Source organism: Pseudodesulfovibrio sp. zrk46 (genome assembly GCF_012516435.1).
Classification (GTDB): domain Bacteria; phylum Desulfobacterota; class Desulfovibrionia; order Desulfovibrionales; family Desulfovibrionaceae; genus Pseudodesulfovibrio.
Window position 1 is genome coordinate 3,624,957 of sequence record NZ_CP051216.1, and the last position, 17,544, is coordinate 3,642,500.

A 17,544-nucleotide genomic window follows, 5' to 3' on the forward strand; every position below is an offset into this window, starting at 1 on the left:
GGAATGATAATTTCTGCAACCGTCTTGACACAACCTAAGCTTTGATGAACACTTAAAATATATTAACGAGGGGAGGTTTACGCATGCTGGTCAAGGATTTGATGTCATCGCCCGTTTTCTCGCTCAAGGAGAACGATTCGTTGCATAGTGCTCGCTCCCTTATGGACCTCCAACGAATCCGTCATATTCCTATCGTAACAGTAGACAACACCTTCACTGGCCTTATTACCCATCGAGACATACTATCAGCCACTATCTCCAAACTGGCCGAGCTTGACCCGGAAACCCAGAAGGAAATCGACTCTGGGATACCCATTCGTGAGATTATGCGAACTGATATCGCCACCGTAGAGGAAGAAACACCACTCAAGGATGCTGCACAAATACTACTGAACCACAAATACGGTTGCTTACCAGTCATCCATGAAGGAGAACTCTCGGGGATAGTAACTGAAGCAGACTTTCTTCGCTTAACCATCAACCTGATGGATGCACTGAACGAGTCCCAGTAATTTCCCAGCTATTCCAATTCCAAGGGCCGCTTTCAACCGAAAGCGGCCCTTATCGTTTCACAGCAATTTTCCCTTTTCCTTGTCTCCTCACTTATATGAGTATAGAAATAGTCTAGATTTACACATCACTTATTCAACCAATATAAGTAAAGAGCCAATAATCAATGAAAAAAGAAAGCAGCAAATCGTTTCCTCTGATTCTTACTGTAGTCATAGTCATGCTTGCCCTGGGTGCAGGGGCATTTCTTCTGTTCAAGGACACCGTTCCCCCGACCATTGCCATCGGTCCTGAAATAACAAACGTTGGAAAAGGTTCTCAACTAACCATAACAGTTGCTGATCCAGGCAGTGGTCTCAAAACCCTTGAGATTGTAGGACTTCAGAATGGGAAAACAATTCCTTTGATCAACAAGACATTCCCTGGTGGCGTGATGCAAGTCGAAGAAGTTATCGACCTTGCCAAAGGCCAACTCAAAGAAGGCCAGTTCACCATTCAGGTTAAAACTGAAGACGCCTCTCTCTATCCCTTTGGCGTTTCTGGAGTTGCTACAGCTGAAAGGGCCTACTCTTTCGATGCCACTCCTCCCCGCATCTACGTACAGTCTCATACTAACAATATGAATCAGGGCGGCGCCGGATTCATGGTCTATGCTCTTTCTGAAGAAGCCGATAAGACCGGCATCCGTGTTGGGGAGCGTTTCTTTCCGGGATACCTTCAGTCCGATGACAATGGGAAATACCTCTACTACTGCCTCTTTGCTCATCCGTGGGATACTTCCATTGCCGACTTTAAGCCGGTAATCGAAGCCAGCGACAAGGCAGGAAACATCACCAAGCGTTCTTTCAACTTCCACACGAACGCCCGCAAGTTTCGTCGCGACAAGATCAACCTCTCTGACCGCTTCATGGAGCGGACAATCCCGGAATTTCAAAATGATGTCCCCAGTCAAAAGACACCACTAGAACAGTACCTCTACATCAACAATCAAATCCGCAAAGCAAACAGAGATCAGCTTTTGGAGTTCAGCCGTCAAACCAGCCCTGCCATGATGTGGTCCGGCACCTTCAAGCGTCTGCCCAACGCAGCGAACCGAGCACGTTTTGCAGATGCCCGCGACTACATGTACAAAGGCAAAAAGGTTGACCACCAAACTCATCTTGGACTCGACCTTGCCAGCCTCAAGCACGCGCCTGTTCCTGCAGGTAATGATGGAAAAATCATCTACGCTGATTTTCTAGGTATTTATGGCAACGTCGTTGTAATTGACCATGGTCTTGGGCTTCAGACTCTCTATGCACATCTGAGTTCTATTAGTGTGCAGCGTGGGGATATGGTTGCAAAAGGCGACATCGTCGGCAACACAGGAACAACAGGCTTAGCCGGCGGCGATCACCTGCATTACGGAGTCATCATCGGTGGAACTCCGGTTCAACCCATAGAGTGGTGGGACGGTACATGGATGAAGAACAATATCACTTCAAAGCTGGACTAAAGACAGCAATCACCACCTAATAAGAGTTTGCCCCGTAGCTATTCAGGCTGCGGGGCTTTTTTAATAGCCAGGAAGCATTTTCCAAGGTCCGATTCTTGCTGTCGTATAACCTTGGAAATCTTTTCCCATAGGAGATTCAAATATGACCATCAGTATTGGATCAGAGTCGCTTATCTCGCCTCAAAGTGGCACAAACAGAGAGGCTCGTGGTTTGGTGCGCAGCGTTCAATCAGACGGAGTCTTTTTTGAGCCTGAGCAAGCTGAAGAAGCCCAACCACAAACCTCGTCAATATCGTTCCAAAAAGAACTGACTCCAGAAGAAGAAAAACGACTCATCTTCCTTCAAAATCTCCTCGCTCAACTTCTGACCATGGTAGATGGAAATCTTACCGACGAACAGAAGGAGCGAATCAAAGAGATTGAACAGGAGATGGAAGAAATAACCGGTGTCAAAATGCGTTCATCCATCTCGAAGACAACTGAGAAAATGCTCGGTGAAAAAGAAGATGATGAAAATCAGGATAAGTGGAAGAAGCACACTGGAATCGACCCTAAAGACGCAATCCACAGCCGTGAACCAGAACTTAGCAAAGCAGAGAATCCCGGTATGCAAATGCTTAAGCGCAACTCGCTTTTTGCAAACCTCCAAGAGTTGATGGACAAATCAGGCGGTCTATCTGCGATTGTAGCCTAACGCATAGTAGAAGTGACACAAGAACTATTATCCGCGCTCTCAAGAGTCTTACCTCGACTCAAACGGCATCCGGACAAATGGCATGAAACCGTACTGTTACGAAGAACTCAGCACGAATGAGATGAAATATGTCTTTGGCCACTCGATCACGATGCTTAACGCCATATTGGCCTCCCACCCTGCTCAGGGCCTTACATACCGATAAATTATATTTCTAGGCTTTGGGGGATTATTAGAAATAACAACAGACTTTCGGACCATCTCTACAATCGAGTCATAGTTAGTTTCATTCGTGCAATGCAGCACAGCCAAAGGCTGCCCCACTTCAACAGATTCTCCAACTCGAACGATTTCAGTCACTCCCACCGAATGGTCAACAGACTGTTCAACACTCGTCCTGCCTCCACCGAGAGACACCACTGCCAACCCCAGCTGCCGCGTATCCCATGAGGAGACATAACCTCCCTGTTGAGCATCTACTGATACTTTTATAGGAGCGACAGGCAAATAGCTTTCACTCTTCTCCATGAAATCAGAAGGTCCCCCTAGACAAAACACCATATGCTCAAAACGCTCTGCAGCGGCACCAGACTCTAGAGCCCGACGCGCCAGATTAATACCTTCTTCCTCATCTTTTGCTATACCGCCCAAAACCAACATCTCAGCACAGAGCCCCATAATGACACCATCAAGACGGTCATCACGTTTAGCGCCTGTTAGGTAGCGAACGGTCTCGGCTACCTCCAAAGCATTTCCTGCACATGGGGCCAACGGTTCATCCATATTGGTCACCAGAGCAGAAGTCGAAAGCTGGGCTTTTTCGGCCACAGACACAATAGATTCGGCCAGAGACACAGCGTCGTCATACTCCGACATGAACGCGCCAGAGCCGGTTTTCACATCCATGACCAAAGCATCCAATCCCGCAGCCAATTTCTTTGAAAGAATTGAGGCTGTAATAAGCGGAATTGACTCCACAGTAGCAGTGACATCGCGGATGGCATAAAACCGTCCATCCGCCGGAGCGAGATTGCCTGTTTGACCAATGATGGCCACGCCAGCCTCTTTCACGGCCCGTCGGAAAAGGGCATTATCAGGCACTGTGTTGTAGCCAGGAATCGACTCCAACTTATCCAATGTCCCGCCGGTGTGCCCTAGGCCACGCCCAGAAATCATGGGGACATATCCACCACATGCAGCGATTATTGGCCCAAGCGCCAAGCTCACCAAATCACCAACTCCACCAGTGGAATGTTTATCTAAAACAGGACCATCCAAATCCCACTGGAGTACATTCCCTGATTCAGTCATGGCTCGAGTCAAAGCAGCACACTCTTCCGATACCATTCCCTGAAAGTAAACAGCCATACCCAAAGCAGCCACCTGTCCCTCGGTAACCGTGCCCTTTACCAATCCATGAATGAAGTACTGAATCTCATCACTACTGAGGACATGACCATCACGCTTTCTGCGAATTATCTCTTGTGGCAACAATGTCATACCCTCTCCTTTTCTGGCAAAATAAAGGAGTCAGGCAGTAATTCAGCCATAGTCCATTTACGCGTTTTTCCGAATTCACTGACAGAGTAAACCACAGATTCAGCAGATAAGAACTCACTCAAAACCTGTCGACAAGCTCCACACGGAGGATGCGACACATCGCCAGGGGTGTAGATAACCAAAGTTTGAAAATCACCAGGGCCACACCCATCCGCCACTGCAGAAAAGATGGCGGCCCTCTCTGCACAATTTGTTAGACCAAAGGATGCGTTTTCAACATTACAACCAATGTAGATATCACCACTATCAGCCAACAATGCTGCTCCAACAGGGAACCGGCTATAAGGAGCATATGCATTACCAGATGCTCCTTTTGCTGCTTCAAACAATGTATCAAATAAAGACTCTGATATCGTTTTCATAAAAAGGTTCATTACCATAATTCCAATCAAGATTACACCACGCCAGAAGGAGTTCTCCGACCGATATGATGTAAAGTAATGGTTCACCAGCCCTTTCCGCTGCCAAATAAATAAGGCCGAACAGAAAACTGTTCGGCCTTTAAATTGCGATATGAAAGGATTATTGACGCGCGGGCTTACGCTGATCATCCTTAAGAAGATCATTTGCTACCGGCGGTTCTCCATGCTGAGTAATGAGAACGGGCTCACCGCCCTTCTCAAGCGCCCTTTCAATGACTTCGTCCATAGTCTTAACCGGAATGACTTCGAGGTCCTTAAGGATTTCCTTGGGAACATCCTTGAGGTTCTTCTCATTCTCAGAAGGAATAAGGACAGTCTTAATAAGACCACGATGAGCAGCGAGAAGCTTTTCACGCAGGCCACCGATGGGCAACACGCGACCACGGAGGGTGATCTCACCGGTCATGGCGATGTCATGACGTACAGGGATATTCAGCAATGCGGAAATCAATGCAGTTGTAAGCGTGATACCAGCACTAGGCCCATCCTTCGGAGTCGCTCCATCCGGAACGTGGATATGGATATCCACCTTCGTATTAAAGTCGGGCTTAAGCCCAAGAAGATCAGAACGGGCACGAATGTAGGAAACAGCAGCGCGAGCAGATTCCTGCATAACGTCGCCGAGCTTACCAGTTATCTCAACTTTGCCTTTACCTGGCATGAGGGCCACTTCAACCAGCAACATCTCGCCACCGAGTTGAGTCCAGGCCAAACCATTACAGACGCCAACCTGTGCTTCCTTCTCGCGTTCACCATGAGAGAACTTGGTTACGCCAAGCATCTTCTCCAGCGACTGCTTAGTGACGTGAATCACCTTATCACGATCATTATCTTCAACGATCTTCATAGCAGATTTACGACAGACGGATGCTATCTCGCGCTCCAGATTACGAACACCGGCTTCACGGGTGTAATGACGAACGATGTCAAGGATCGCATTCTCAGAGAGCTTGATGTTCTCTGGCTTAAGTCCATGTTGTTCAACCTGCTTGGGCAGCAGGAAGTCTCGTGCAATCTCAACCTTTTCAGTTTCCAAATAACCGGGCAGGCGAATGATCTCCATACGGTCCTGCAACGGCAAAGGAATGCCTTCGAGATTGTTGGCAGTAGTTATGAAAAAGACTTTGGACAGATCATAATCAAGGTCCAGATAGTGATCGTTAAATGCGTAGTTCTGCTCAGGGTCAAGCACTTCAAGAAGTGCGGCAGACGGATCGCCACGGAAGTCTGCAGACATCTTATCCACCTCATCCAGACAGATGACGGGATTGCTGTTCTTCACGCGCTTGAGAGACTGAATAATCTTACCGGGCATGGCGCCAACGTAAGTACGACGATGCCCACGGATTTCAGCCTCATCTCGCACACCACCCAAAGAAAGACGAATAAACTCGCGATCCATGGAACGGGCAATCGAACGGGCAATGGACGTCTTACCAACACCGGGAGGACCAACAAAACAGAGGATAGGCCCCTTCATGGACTCAACCAAAGTCTGGACAGCCAGATATTCGAGAATACGCTCCTTGGGCTTCTCGAGACCAAAATGATCTTCATCGAGAATCTTGCGAGCTTCAGCGATATCCGTATCCTTGTCGTCCTTATGCTTGTTCCAGGGAAGATCAAGCACCCAGTCGATGTAGTTACGAACCACAGTATATTCAGCGCTACTCGGCTGCATGGTACGAAGCTTCTTAAGCTCCTTACGAACACGCTCGCGAGTTTCGTCCCCCATGGGCTTTGCATCGAGCTGCTCTTCGAGCTCCGAAGCCTCTGCCAGAGGATCATCTTCGCGGCCCATCTCTTTGTTGATGGCCTTGACCTGTTCATTCAAATAGTATTCGCGCTGATTCTTCTCCATCTGATCTTTCACGCGCCCTTTGACACGCTTCTCAATGGAGACAATCTCAATTTCACCCAGCAGAAGTTCATAGACACGCTCCAACCTCTCGGTGGGGTCCATGATTTCAAGAATTTCTTGCTTTCGAGTAAAATCGATCTTGAGATGTGGCATAACTTGGTCAGCCAACTGTCCAGGGTCTTTGAGGGTAGACATGGCAAGAATGGCTTCAGGGGCAACCTTCTTGTTTACCTTGCCAAACTCGTCCAAGGCCTCATGAACAGCTCTCACCATTGCCTTGGCTTCAGGAGTTACCTCATCAGACTCCTCAACCATAGTTACGTGAGCCTGGGGATACTCCCCTTCTTCGACGTCTTCATATATAAGCTTACTTTGCTCCGGGTCCCATTTGGCACGAGAAACACCTTCAAAGAGCACCTTGATGGTACCATCAGGTAAACGCAACATCTGAAGAATCTTGCTGACCGTACCAAGTTCATACAGGTCATCCGCCTCAGGATGCTCCTTTTCCGGAGTCTTTTGAGTAACCAGAAAAATCTGCTTGCCGTAATCGGCTACAGCGGTCTCAATGGCCTTAATAGAGGCCTCGCGCCCCACAAACAGGGGCACAATGGACCGAGGAAACATGACTACTTCCCTCAGAGACATCATTGGGAGAGTCATGGCTTCAGGGGATTTCTTGCCGTCAAAACCAAAAGTCGGCATCTATTCCTCCGAGTGGTTGCGGATATATGGCGACGCCCGCCTCCCCTCAATGCGAGGGGAGCGAGCGATTGCCGTCGAAAGTTCCAAGTAAGACCGTAAGCGTAGTTGTCAATGAAATTGAACTAACCGTTACGCAGACTTAACTTCCTGGTGATACATCAGTAGCGGCTCCATGCCCTTTTCGACAACGGCCTGATTGATCACGCATTCACGAACACCTTCCATAGACGGCAGTTTGTACATGATCTCCAGCATTGTCTTTTCAAGGACATTCCTAAGCCCGCGAGCACCAGTTTTACGCTCAATGGCCTGCTTGGCAATTGCCTTCATTGCATTCTCAGTGAAACGCAATTCGACCTTGTCCAGTTCGAACAGCTTCTTGTACTGCTTAACCAGAGCATTCTTAGGTTCCTGAAGAATGCGAACCAAATCTTCTTCGGTCAGCTCTTCCAGAGCAGTCTGCACCGGGATACGCCCGATAAATTCGGGAATAAGACCGAATTTGATCAGGTCAGTGGGCTCGGACATGGCGAAGGACTCACCAAGAGTCATTTCCTTCTTCGCTTCGACCTTCGCACCAAAGCCCATACCGGAACCGGAAGAACGCTTCTGCACGATCTTATCCAAACCGATAAAAGCACCACCCAAAATGAACAGGATGTTAGAAGTATCCATACGGATAAACTCCTGTTGAGGGTGCTTACGGCCACCCTTTGGGGGAATGTTCGCTTCGGTTCCTTCAATAATCTTAAGCAGTGCCTGCTGCACGCCCTCACCGGAAACATCACGAGTGATGGACGGAGAATCTCCCTTACGAGCAACCTTATCGATCTCATCGATGTAGATAATGCCGCGGCTGGCGGAGTCGATGTCATAATCTGCATTTTGGAGCAATTGCACCAGAATGTTCTCTACGTCTTCACCGACATAACCGGCTTCAGTCAGGGTTGTCGCATCTGCAATAGCGAACGGGACCTTGAGCACACGAGCCAAGGTCTGTGCAAGCAAAGTTTTACCAGAGCCAGTGGGGCCAATAAGCAGGATGTTGGACTTGTCGATTTCGACATCATCCGCACCAGCGTTGGCAGCAGCGTAAAAGACACGCTTGTAGTGATTATGCACAGCAACGGAAAGGATCTTCTTTGCTTGATCCTGACCAATGACATACTCGTCCAAAAGCGCCTTGATTTCCTGCGGAGGCAGCAAACGGCCGTCCTCAAATTCCTCACTAATGGTCTCCTGAGCCATGATATCATTGCACAGGGACACGCACTCGTCGCAGATGTATACGTCAGGGCCTGCAATAAGCCGCTGCACTTCCACCTGCGTTTTGCCGCAGAAAGAACAGCTGAGTTCTGAAGAAGTGTTATTAGTCTCTGCCATTGTTACTTATCCTTTTCATCCTTTTGGACTGCGTCTTCACGGGAACGCATCACCTTGTCGATGATACCATACTCCATGGCCTCCTGCGAGGTCATAAAGTAATCACGTTCCGTATCTTCCTGGATTTTTTCCAGCTTTTGACCTGTATTGTCAGCCAGGATCTTGTTCAGTTCTTCTTTCAATCGCAAAATCTCACGGGCCTGGATCTGAATATCAGTGGCCTGCCCCTGAGCACCGCCCAATGGCTGGTGAATCATAATGCGACTATGTGGCAATGCGTAACGCATACCGGGCTCACCTGCACTCAGAAGAAATGCTCCCATACTGGCAGCCTGGCCCATGCACAGGGTCGCTACAGGGGCTGAAATATATTGCATGGTATCATAAATAGCCATCCCTGCGGAAATCACTCCGCCAGGCGAGTTGATATACATATATATTTCTTTCTCCGGGTCCTCGGACTCCAAAAAAAGGAGCTGGGCGCAGATAAGGCTGGCTACGTGATCATCGATGGCACTCCCCAGCAGGATGATCCGGTCTTTGAGAAGTCGGGAGTAGATGTCGTATGCGCGTTCGGTGCGACCGGTCGTTTCAATGACCATCGGGATGGCGACCATGTATGTCTCCTTGAAAACTCTTTTGTAGTTTATCGGCCAGCGGTGTTGGCAACATTACGCCTTGGCTAACAATTTTTTAAGCCTGACAGGCCTTTTACCGCTAAGTATCAAGCATAATCGAGTATGCGGCATTTCATCAGTGAGGACAAGGATAAACTTCCTGCTCACGGTTCGAACTAAATAGGTATGATCACTTGAAGGTCAAGAGGATGCTACAAAAAAAACGGCGGCCCGGGAATCCGGACCGCCGTGATCTTTTTTTCCTTTGAGGAAAGCTTTTAAACTAGTCTTCCTTCTCTGCCAGGAACTTTTCAGCACGCTCCTGCAGCTTTGCAAGGGAATAACTCTTTGCAGTGGATTCCTTGATGCCCAAGTTGGCAACGGCCCATTCGACAGCTTCAGCCTTGTTGTCAAATGTAATGGAACCTTCAGCAGCCTCTTCCTTGGCCGGAGCTTCTTCCTTGGCAGCAGCCTTACCAGCAACCGGAGGCTCAATTTCAGTAACCTTGGCAGCGTCGTAGATCAGCTCGGAAGCCTTGTCGCAGAGCAGACGGTCCTTGAGAGGTACGATGAGGTTGTTATCCTCATAGTATTTCTTAAGTTCGTGCAGCGGCTGACGGGTCTGCATGGCGAGTTGAGACAGAGTCGCTTCGATTTCTTCAGGAGAAATCTCAAGACCTTCTTCTGCTGCAACTGCGAGCAGGAAGATTTCAGTCTTAACAGTCCTCTCAGCCTCGTCCTTGAACTCATCACGCATCTGCTGAGGAGTCTTGCCAAGAGACTGAAGACCTTTACCCTGACGATCCAGCTTGTATTCCAGATCCTGAATCAGGCGGTCAATACGGTCTTCAACCATGGAAGGAGGCAGCGGAAATTCAGTGATGCTCTCAATGATGTCACCAAGAAGCTTGCTCTGAGCAGCAGACTGGTTCATCTGCTTGCGCTGACCAGCGTAGGACTCTTCAATGCCCTTGCGCATGGTTTCAACATCGCTGAAACCGGCCTTCTTGGCCACTTCATCGCTCATTTCAGGAGTGAAGCGCTGTTTTACTGCGTGAACCTTGCATTTCATGGTCACGGTCTGACCAGCAAGGCCTTCGTTGATGAAGTCTTCGGGGAAAGTGATCTCAGTCTCACCCTCTTCACCGGAGGAAAGAGTCTTGACCAGTTCTTCAAACTCAGGAAGGGACTGACCTTCGCCCAGTACCAGATCAAAGTTCTCAGCCTGGATACCTTCGACGATCTTGCCGTCCTGGTATGCACCGAAGGTCAGAGTAGCAACTTCGCCAGTCTTAGCAGGGCGAACTTCTTCGATAACCTTCACTTCAGCATTATTCTGGAGGATACGTTCTTCGACTTCAGCAATCTCCTCAGGGGAAACCACAGCCTTAACCTCTTCAACTGCCAGGCCCTTGTACTCGGGCAGGTCCAGCTTCGGAGCGACTTCGAACTCGATGGAGTAAGTGAAATCAGTGTCGCGTTCCAGTTCCTTAGCGTCCACATCAATGCGAGACATGGGCTGGATGCTCAGACCACTCATGATTTCATTGATCTGGTAGTTGATCAGATCAGTGGTAGCTTCACCATAAATCTGCTTACGGTAACGGGACTCAACAACGCTGGAGGGCACCTTGCCCTTGCGGAAGCCCTTAACGTCAGCCTGCATGCGATACATAGCTATGCTGGTCATGATGGCGGCGTTGGCCTCTTCAGCCGGAACCTGAACGGTAATCTTCCGTTTTACCGGGGAAAGGTCTTCAACATTGTACTCCATGAAAATATCCTCCTGAAACACCACTCTGGGTGCGTAATATTACTTCTTTGGTGCGGGCGGAGGGACTCGAACCCCCAAACCCTAGGGTACCAGATCCTAAATCTGGCGCGTTTACCAATTCCGCCACGCCCGCATAAAGACCGTGCTTATTAAGCAAGGCCCGGCTGATATGTCAACCTCCAAAAGAGAAATAAACTCGGAAATACGCATCTATCGAGACTATTGCCCTTCAATTTCCTTGTATGACTCCGCATAACGAGCCAACAAGTCGCGCATTTCTCCTAGATTTGAAGCCAAAAGATGGACAACCGGCTCAATTCCCAATCCACCAGGATCACCTACTGCTCGAACAGCCTCCGAATTAACGTGCCCTTTCAGTTCTTCGAATACTCCCCACTCGGCAAACTGACCATTTTTCTCCTGAATGTAATCGGGTTTTCTATCACGATCGATCCACACAGAGTCCAAACCAACAGCATCCAGGGTCTGTTTGGTATACTTACCAACACCAAGAGTAATCGCGCACCCTACATCAGAGTTTAACCGAGTCACGCCCAACAACGTAGCGGCCGTTTTTTCTGAAGCACCAAATTCAGGATGACCAGACACTAAAACATCTCCACGACGAGTCCTCACAAAACCACCTGTAAAACCAGCCACTTCATCAATATTATCAACTAATGGCAAAGCAACGGCTACATTGCTGCGGCCTCTGGGCATCAAAGATGCTATAGCCTCTTTAGCTACTAGCCAACGCCCAAACGCATCTAGCTCGCTAAGGATACCATCTCGGCCGTTTGCTTTGATCCACGGAGCCAAATGATTGGGTGGTCCTCCACCGTCACCAAGCTGGTACCCACCGCGCAGGGCAAGATTCAAATAATCCTGTGCACGCTTAATGGCTGCCCCCATTTCCATCCCTTGTCCAAGACCAGTGGCAATGGCAGCAGAAAGAGTGCACCCTGTTCCATGTGTACAGTTGGTTGACACACGTTGCTGAATAAATGGCACAGGCTCGCCGTCCTTTCGAACAAACCAGTCAGTAATAGCCCATGAATCCGCATGCCCACCTTTTATTAATACCGCCTGTGGTCCCATATCTAATAGAATACGTGCTGCTTTGAACACATCTTCACGGTCGTTTATCTTGACCCCAGAGAACAATTCCGCTTCCGGAATATTGGGCGTCAGCAAGTCGGCATATGGAAAAATCATACGCACTATTGCTTCCACAGCGTCATCTTTCAATAGCTTGGCACCTGATGTAGCAACACAAACAGGGTCAACAACCAAAGGAAATGTCTTTTTGCTTAAAACGGGAGCTATAGCCTTGATAATCGGTTCGGAGAACAACATCCCAGTTTTAGCCGCACTAACATCGATATCATCAAGAACCGTTTTGAGTTGCTGAACAACAAACTTAGCAGAAGGAGCGTGAATACCCGTCACAGCCTTCGTATTCTGCGCAGTCAATGCAGTAATTACGCTTGCCCCATACCCACCAAGCATGGTCACGGTTTTTAGATCCGCCTGAATCCCAGCACCACCTCCAGAATCTGAACCTGCTATGGTAAGGATGCAAGAAAGCTTCTCCACTTCGATCTCCTTTCGAAAAAACAAAACGACTATCGGCAGGCGTTACCACCTGTAACCGATAATCGCAATACAACGAAATATGACTATTGAACTAGAAGCTCAGAGAAACTAGCCGCAGGACAACTTGACGTAATCTTCGACAGAGACACCATTCCAAGCCTTGCTCACCCAGTAGGCAGTAGCCCATATCATCAATGCAGTAGCCTGAAGATCAGTCAACCGGCGCAACTTAACTTCCAAATTGGACTTACTAGCTCCATGCTGAATATGCACATTATGCTCATCACACGCCTCTTCGACACGCAACATAAGATAAGCTTGCTTGGACTGGTTAGGGAGTAATTTTACATCCTTATGTGACTCAAGAATAGTTTTGAGTTCAGCGACCGAAAAATCGCTAGACACATTGCGGATAGACTTGAAAAAGACATCCACGGCCCAGGGCAGAATAAATTCAGCGCCAGCGCTTTTGGTCTTGAAGTAATCCTTAAGCCATTTTTCCTGATCAGTCGTAATCCTAGCTGCGACCTGGGGCATACCGTCTCCTCCATCGAACCGGCGAACTAACTAACTGTGGTACATTTAGCAGTGAATATATATGCGAAACAAGTCAAAGAATCAAGATTTTTTCTAGAGTCAATTCAGTCAAAAAAAATAGAGCTATCCGTTAAACACCGAGCGCAATTGACGGAACAAAGTTAACAGCAATGCATCAGGTGCGTCATTACCATCAATGTTGAGTCTGACGATCTCAGTTACCTTATTATTGCTTGGTGTTACAGTCGTCTTTGCAACCAACACAATATCCTGCCCACGCCCCTCTGCACTATCATCGGTACGAACAACCAACACCCAATTGTCATCTTGATGCTTCCAGGAAGTCTCAACAGCGACCGAGTCAGAAACCTTGCGCTCAATCAATTGCACGAAATCTTTCAAGGAAAAATGATTACGCCCTTTCCCTTGAACTCCAAGGTATTCACCATCTGAGCAAATCACAAGAGGACTGGAAAGAAACTCATCAGAAGGAAAATCAATCTCACCACTTGCAAACCGCCCTGAAACGCGGCGCCTCACAACACTCAACTCTCGCTCAAGAAAATCAATACGCTCCTCATAGCGAACCTCGGCGTCATGGCGCTCTTTACGGAGCAAAGCGACCTCATCACGGAGAGAGCGAATCTCGCTCCTAAAGAGAGACTGATCCTCAAGCGCCTCAGACACCTTGGACAAGACCCCACTAATTTCTCGTGCAAGCCCCTCGGTGGCCCCTTCTGCGACAGACTGTTCAAAAGACTGTTCAGCTTGTTGATCATTCATTAATAAGCTGAATTTCAATGCTAATTCTCTTTCGATTTGATCAGTAGACCAGTTATCATTGAACATCTCACGAATCCTCCTGAATATCTCCAAGACCTCTACAGGATACCGACGACGGCGACCACCACCACCGACAGATGGAATATATTTGTCAAATTTATCTTTATAGTACACGACAGTTGACGGCGGAATATCCAACTGACGGCCGACCTCTCTCAAACTAATATACTTCTTACTCATAACCAACCAACGCTTGTTGATCATTAATCTTCAACTGAACATAGATCGTAAAACAGCTCATGTCAACACATCTTTGATCAACACTGATCAATACAAGCAGAATAGTATGGACCAAAAAAAGAGGCGTAACGACTATGCGTTACGCCTCAAAATCGGACAATAATGATTAAGACTATTTCTCAAGCCCAGCTCTAACCTCTTTCAAACCTGCCAAAACTTCTTGCATCTTTGCACGCATGGCTTCGTCTTCCAAAGTATCGGTCAGATAAAAGGCCTTCATGGCCATCTCGTTAACCATGTCGAAAGTGATCATACGTTTCATCTCTGCAGGGACTTCGGTTTGCATTTTCACCATACGCTGATCAAGACTGGCCACATCCTCACGCAGTACGCCTAGGGCTTTAACCTCATCAGTCAAGCCGGCTATATTACGATTCATGCCGAAAAAGAAAATTACAAGCAGAAGAACAGCCAGCAAAGATACAATCATTGCAACCTTGCTCATATCCTTCTGAGCAGCAGCCATACTAGCCATGGGAGTAGTTTCTTCCGCTTTTTCGGAAGTCACTTCGGACTTAAAATCTTCTAATTTATGGACTTTTCCAGTTTCCGAACTCATATCAACTCCATTCCAATTAAAAGTGCGTAAAACCCCTCGCTCAACGCTCAATCCTATACTGCACAGAGGGCTGTAAAGCAAGAAATTCATATTCTGCGATTTGAGCCAATCCATCGATACTATCTGTGCTGATGCATTTGTTGACACACTACACTCATTTTATGCTAGAAACTCTGTATTGTAACAATGAAACTTAAATACCTCTCAAAGAATCTTTATAGCGCATTTAACATGGCCACTTTATAGTACTATGACTGTTTACATATTTAAGGAGAATGAACTCATGGAAGACTATCTGAAAGAAGCCCTGGAAATTGTTAAAGCTCAGGCAAGTGTACGTACCATGACAGAAGATGAAATAACTTCGATGGTGCAAAAGCTTGCAGCCGGAATCAAGTCTATTGCTGAAGGCGGGAGCATTTCCGTAGAAGAAGAAGCTGTGATAGAACCTTCAAAGGCAATTCGCGAAAAATCAATACTCTGTTGTGTATGTGGTAAATCATTTAAGATTCTGACGAAGAAGCACCTTGCCAGTCACGGATTGACAGCTGATGAATATCGCGAAAAATATGGCTACAAGAAGAAGATGCCACTAGTTTGCAAATCGCTTCAAAGAGAACGGCGGAAAAAGATGAAAGAAATGAAGCTGTGGACAAAGCGTGGAAAGAACAAATAGCAAAAGAGCCCGGGTATAATTCCCGGGCTCTTTTACTTTAGAATTCCTTGTGTCAACTGATCAAGCGTCCTCTCAATTCGCTTCCACCCTTCTGGAGACTGCAGATCTACACCGCCGAGGGTTTTATGAATTCTTGACCGAATAGCCAAGAAATTAACAGCAGCAGCTAAAATCAAAACAAGTGCCGTCAAATCGACATCATCAGATGGATCTGATTCCATCAATTCAAAAAACTCTAATGCTGTCTTAACACGCACTTCTTCTAGAGTCTTCGTAAGGTGATTCCGCTCGATTGCCTCCCAGGCTAAAATCTCAAGTGTATTTGGCCTAGCCAGAATAGCTCGAAGATATCTTTTAAAGAACAAGCCCAATAAAGCATGCGGTTCTAACCTCCGAACTTCATCTTTCTGATCTCCAACTAACTCAGCAGCACTTGGCCAAAACTCTATAGTTTCGCCATAAGCAGCAACAAGCCCTTCTAATCCATTAAAATATCTATATATAAGCTTCTTATCTACACCGGCCTCACGTGCAACTTGATTAACTCCCAATTGCTGAAACCCAACATCTGCTAAGACTTTTCCGACTGCCGTAACAAGCTTGCTCTTGGTAATTTCTTTATTACGAATCGGTATGACTTTAGAGACAACTTTGAGTTCTGACATAGTGCCTCCTCACTAAGAGCCTATAACTACAGAGTTTCACAAGACACCAATCAAAGCAATTATTGATTCCTTTATGCTCCCCACACCATCAATTGTACAATAACGCGTCAAAATGTATAAAAAATGTATTCTTATATCGCTTACCGAAACCAAAGGGTTGTGCTGATGGATCCACAGATACTCAATATATGTCGCAGAACTAAACGTGCAGGTAATAAGCAACTAATGCTATTCACCCGTATCCTAAGAAACAATCTTTTGAATTCTGGTGTAAATAAGAAGATAGTTGATCAAGAACTACAAAATGCAGTGAAGGAATTCAGGAATAGTCAAACATACGATCAGGATTGTATTGAAGCACTCAAAGATATATCTCAACTTTCATTAGTTAAAGAAAAAAGAGGAATTGATAGCGTTGGACGGATTCTTGTTGAATACTGTTTTATTCGAGTTCCTAAGCAAAAGCTGATTTGGCCGGAAAACTCAGAAGCAGATACCCAAGCTCGCATTACATTTACCCAAGGTGTAATACCAAGGCCCCTTATGCGTTACTTTCTTATTAGTGTGAGAGGAACAATACCAAGCCTTGACAAATTTAACGCGCCTTCAGTGTTGTTTGGCGAAGAGAACACAACTCAAGAAGCAAGAAAAGCATATGTTGATGAGCTAATACGCCAATTCAGAATCGACAATGGAACAAAGGTCGATTGGAATAAAGTATATTCAGACAACAGATTCATCAACGTCGCCTTGGATATGATTGGTGAAATTCGACGCAAAGTAGAACAATTTGGACTAGAAAGATACCTTCGAATATTGGATAACCTGCAACAACGGGACCCAGCAAATATAACAAAAAACACGATGGAGCGTAAATTTCATCTAAATGACGTCAAACAAATTGATGATGCTCTGTGGGAAGCAGAAGAAGCTCTAGCCAAAATTATTGAATAACATCTTCGTTTGACGGACTAATTAGCAAGACAACCTTCCACGGCCCCAAAAGGAAAAGGCTCTCAGTCTAACGACTGAGAGCCTTTTAAATTTTACTTGGCACCGACCTACTTTCCCACACGCTACCATGCAGTATCATCGGCGATGGAGGGCTTAACTACCGGGTTCGGAATGGGACCGGGTGTACCCCCTCCTCCTTGGGCACCAAGAAAATTTGGTGAACCGTAGGGTTCGAGATATATAAGTAAATAGGGAGAAGAGAGAATTCCTTTTTGATGTAAAATAAGCCGCACGATCTATTAGTACTGGTCAGCTGAACAACTCACATTGCTTACACCTCCAGCCTATCAACCTTGTAGTCTTCAAGGGATCTTTAGCTACTAATGTAGAGGGAGAACTAATCTTGAGGCGGGCTTCCCGCTTAGATGCTTTCAGCGGTTATCCTTACCGAAC

At 46.9% G+C, this 17,544-nt stretch carries 16 protein-coding genes, 1 tRNA gene and 2 rRNA genes (1 of these 19 cut by a window edge); 5 read left to right on the forward strand and 14 right to left on the reverse strand.

Features of this window, described 5'->3' with window-relative positions:
- The first annotated feature begins 83 nt into the window (after positions 1 to 83).
- The 3 genes from HFN16_RS16505 to HFN16_RS16515 all read left to right on the forward strand — a co-directional run bounded on the left by HFN16_RS16505 (position 84) and on the right by HFN16_RS16515 (position 2,699).
- The gene (locus HFN16_RS16505) at positions 84 to 512 is read left to right on the forward strand and encodes a CBS domain-containing protein (RefSeq protein WP_168891796.1); all 429 of its coding nucleotides are present in this window, start codon (positions 84 to 86) and stop codon (positions 510 to 512) included.
- Positions 513 to 676: 164 nt separating this feature from the next.
- The gene (locus tag HFN16_RS16510) at positions 677 to 2,005 is read left to right on the forward strand and encodes a M23 family metallopeptidase (protein ID WP_168891797.1); all 1,329 of its coding nucleotides are present in this window, start codon (positions 677 to 679) and stop codon (positions 2,003 to 2,005) included.
- A 142-nt stretch (positions 2,006 to 2,147) separates the two neighbouring features.
- The gene (locus HFN16_RS16515; protein ID WP_168891798.1) at positions 2,148 to 2,699 is read left to right on the forward strand and encodes a hypothetical protein; all 552 of its coding nucleotides are present in this window, start codon (positions 2,148 to 2,150) and stop codon (positions 2,697 to 2,699) included.
- 183 nt (positions 2,700 to 2,882) lie between these two features.
- Here HFN16_RS16515 and deoA read toward each other — a convergent pair whose 3' ends face one another.
- From deoA to HFN16_RS16570, 11 genes are all read right to left on the reverse strand, one after another.
- Positions 2,883 to 4,199: a thymidine phosphorylase gene (gene deoA / locus HFN16_RS16520; RefSeq protein ID WP_168891799.1), complete on the reverse strand. Its 1,317-nt coding sequence runs from the start codon at positions 4,197 to 4,199 to the stop codon at positions 2,883 to 2,885.
- Positions 4,196 to 4,651, reverse strand: a complete 456-nt coding sequence (locus tag HFN16_RS16525; RefSeq protein WP_247648368.1) for a cytidine deaminase — start codon at positions 4,649 to 4,651, stop codon at positions 4,196 to 4,198. Before HFN16_RS16525 ends, deoA begins: the two co-directional genes overlap by 4 nt.
- 130 nt (positions 4,652 to 4,781) lie before the next feature.
- On the reverse strand, positions 4,782 to 7,247 hold the full coding sequence (gene lon, locus HFN16_RS16530) for an endopeptidase La (protein ID WP_168891800.1): 2,466 nt from the start codon (positions 7,245 to 7,247) through the stop codon (positions 4,782 to 4,784).
- A gap of 129 nt (positions 7,248 to 7,376) precedes the next feature.
- On the reverse strand, positions 7,377 to 8,630 hold the full coding sequence (clpX, locus tag HFN16_RS16535; RefSeq protein ID WP_168891801.1) for an ATP-dependent Clp protease ATP-binding subunit ClpX: 1,254 nt from the start codon (positions 8,628 to 8,630) through the stop codon (positions 7,377 to 7,379).
- A 2-nt stretch (positions 8,631 to 8,632) separates the two neighbouring features.
- Positions 8,633 to 9,247, reverse strand: coding sequence for an ATP-dependent Clp endopeptidase proteolytic subunit ClpP (gene clpP, locus HFN16_RS16540; protein ID WP_168891802.1), 615 nt, complete (start codon positions 9,245 to 9,247; stop codon positions 8,633 to 8,635).
- A gap of 283 nt (positions 9,248 to 9,530) precedes the next feature.
- Entirely contained in the window at positions 9,531 to 11,021 is a 1,491-nt protein-coding gene (tig, locus tag HFN16_RS16545) for a trigger factor (protein ID WP_168891803.1), read from the reverse strand.
- A gap of 48 nt (positions 11,022 to 11,069) precedes the next feature.
- Positions 11,070 to 11,154 (reverse strand) — tRNA-Leu (locus HFN16_RS16550).
- Between the two features lie 86 nt (positions 11,155 to 11,240).
- Positions 11,241 to 12,617 (reverse strand): bifunctional hydroxymethylpyrimidine kinase/phosphomethylpyrimidine kinase, encoded by a 1,377-nt coding sequence (gene thiD / locus HFN16_RS16555; protein ID WP_168891804.1) that lies wholly within the window; start codon positions 12,615 to 12,617, stop codon positions 11,241 to 11,243.
- Positions 12,618 to 12,725: 108 nt separating this feature from the next.
- Entirely contained in the window at positions 12,726 to 13,154 is a 429-nt protein-coding gene (locus HFN16_RS16560) for a hypothetical protein (protein WP_168891805.1), read from the reverse strand.
- Between the two features lie 123 nt (positions 13,155 to 13,277).
- A complete protein-coding gene (locus HFN16_RS16565) occupies positions 13,278 to 14,201 on the reverse strand; it encodes a MerR family transcriptional regulator (RefSeq protein ID WP_247648369.1) in 924 nt (307 codons plus the stop codon).
- A 148-nt stretch (positions 14,202 to 14,349) separates the two neighbouring features.
- Positions 14,350 to 14,910 (reverse strand): hypothetical protein, encoded by a 561-nt coding sequence (locus HFN16_RS16570; RefSeq protein ID WP_247648370.1) that lies wholly within the window; start codon positions 14,908 to 14,910, stop codon positions 14,350 to 14,352.
- Between the two features lie 169 nt (positions 14,911 to 15,079).
- Here HFN16_RS16570 and HFN16_RS16575 point away from each other — a divergent pair, with 169 nt between their 5' ends.
- Positions 15,080 to 15,472 (forward strand): MucR family transcriptional regulator, encoded by a 393-nt coding sequence (locus HFN16_RS16575; RefSeq protein WP_168891806.1) that lies wholly within the window; start codon positions 15,080 to 15,082, stop codon positions 15,470 to 15,472.
- Positions 15,473 to 15,504: 32 nt separating this feature from the next.
- Here HFN16_RS16575 and HFN16_RS16580 read toward each other — a convergent pair whose 3' ends face one another.
- Positions 15,505 to 16,137: a TetR/AcrR family transcriptional regulator gene (locus HFN16_RS16580; protein WP_168891807.1), complete on the reverse strand. Its 633-nt coding sequence runs from the start codon at positions 16,135 to 16,137 to the stop codon at positions 15,505 to 15,507.
- A gap of 165 nt (positions 16,138 to 16,302) precedes the next feature.
- Between HFN16_RS16580 and HFN16_RS16585 the strand changes: the two genes are divergently transcribed.
- Positions 16,303 to 17,091 carry a hypothetical protein gene (locus HFN16_RS16585; RefSeq protein WP_168891808.1) on the forward strand — a complete coding sequence of 263 codons (789 nt, stop codon included), beginning with the start codon at positions 16,303 to 16,305 and terminating at the stop codon, positions 17,089 to 17,091.
- A gap of 94 nt (positions 17,092 to 17,185) precedes the next feature.
- On the opposite strand, the gene rrf is transcribed toward HFN16_RS16585, so the two are convergent.
- Both rrf and HFN16_RS16595 read right to left on the reverse strand, forming a co-directional pair.
- Positions 17,186 to 17,300: ribosomal RNA gene (gene rrf / locus HFN16_RS16590) — 5S ribosomal RNA — on the reverse strand.
- A gap of 69 nt (positions 17,301 to 17,369) precedes the next feature.
- Positions 17,370 to 17,544 (reverse strand): 23S ribosomal RNA (locus HFN16_RS16595); it runs 2,763 nt beyond the window's last position.

Excerpts from the sequence above, each read along its gene's own strand:
- lon (WP_168891800.1), bottom strand. The coding sequence starts at position 7,247 with ATGCCGACTTTTGGTTTTGACGGCAAGAAATCCCCTGAAGCCATGACT.
- HFN16_RS16565 (WP_247648369.1), bottom strand. The coding sequence starts at position 14,201 with ATGATCAACAAGCGTTGGTTGGTTATGAGTAAGAAGTATATTAGTTTG.
- HFN16_RS16510 (WP_168891797.1), top strand. The coding sequence starts at position 677 with ATGAAAAAAGAAAGCAGCAAATCGTTTCCTCTGATTCTTACTGTAGTC.
- deoA (WP_168891799.1), bottom strand. The coding sequence starts at position 4,199 with ATGACATTGTTGCCACAAGAGATAATTCGCAGAAAGCGTGATGGTCAT.
- HFN16_RS16580 (WP_168891807.1), bottom strand. The coding sequence starts at position 16,137 with ATGTCAGAACTCAAAGTTGTCTCTAAAGTCATACCGATTCGTAATAAA.
- HFN16_RS16560 (WP_168891805.1), bottom strand. The coding sequence starts at position 13,154 with ATGCCCCAGGTCGCAGCTAGGATTACGACTGATCAGGAAAAATGGCTT.
- clpX (WP_168891801.1), bottom strand. The coding sequence starts at position 8,630 with ATGGCAGAGACTAATAACACTTCTTCAGAACTCAGCTGTTCTTTCTGC.
- HFN16_RS16505 (WP_168891796.1), top strand. The coding sequence starts at position 84 with ATGCTGGTCAAGGATTTGATGTCATCGCCCGTTTTCTCGCTCAAGGAG.
- HFN16_RS16575 (WP_168891806.1), top strand. The coding sequence starts at position 15,080 with ATGGAAGACTATCTGAAAGAAGCCCTGGAAATTGTTAAAGCTCAGGCA.
- HFN16_RS16585 (WP_168891808.1), top strand. The coding sequence starts at position 16,303 with ATGGATCCACAGATACTCAATATATGTCGCAGAACTAAACGTGCAGGT.
- tig (WP_168891803.1), bottom strand. The coding sequence starts at position 11,021 with ATGGAGTACAATGTTGAAGACCTTTCCCCGGTAAAACGGAAGATTACC.
- HFN16_RS16515 (WP_168891798.1), top strand. The coding sequence starts at position 2,148 with ATGACCATCAGTATTGGATCAGAGTCGCTTATCTCGCCTCAAAGTGGC.
- HFN16_RS16570 (WP_247648370.1), bottom strand. The coding sequence starts at position 14,910 with ATGGATTGGCTCAAATCGCAGAATATGAATTTCTTGCTTTACAGCCCT.
- clpP (WP_168891802.1), bottom strand. The coding sequence starts at position 9,247 with ATGGTCGCCATCCCGATGGTCATTGAAACGACCGGTCGCACCGAACGC.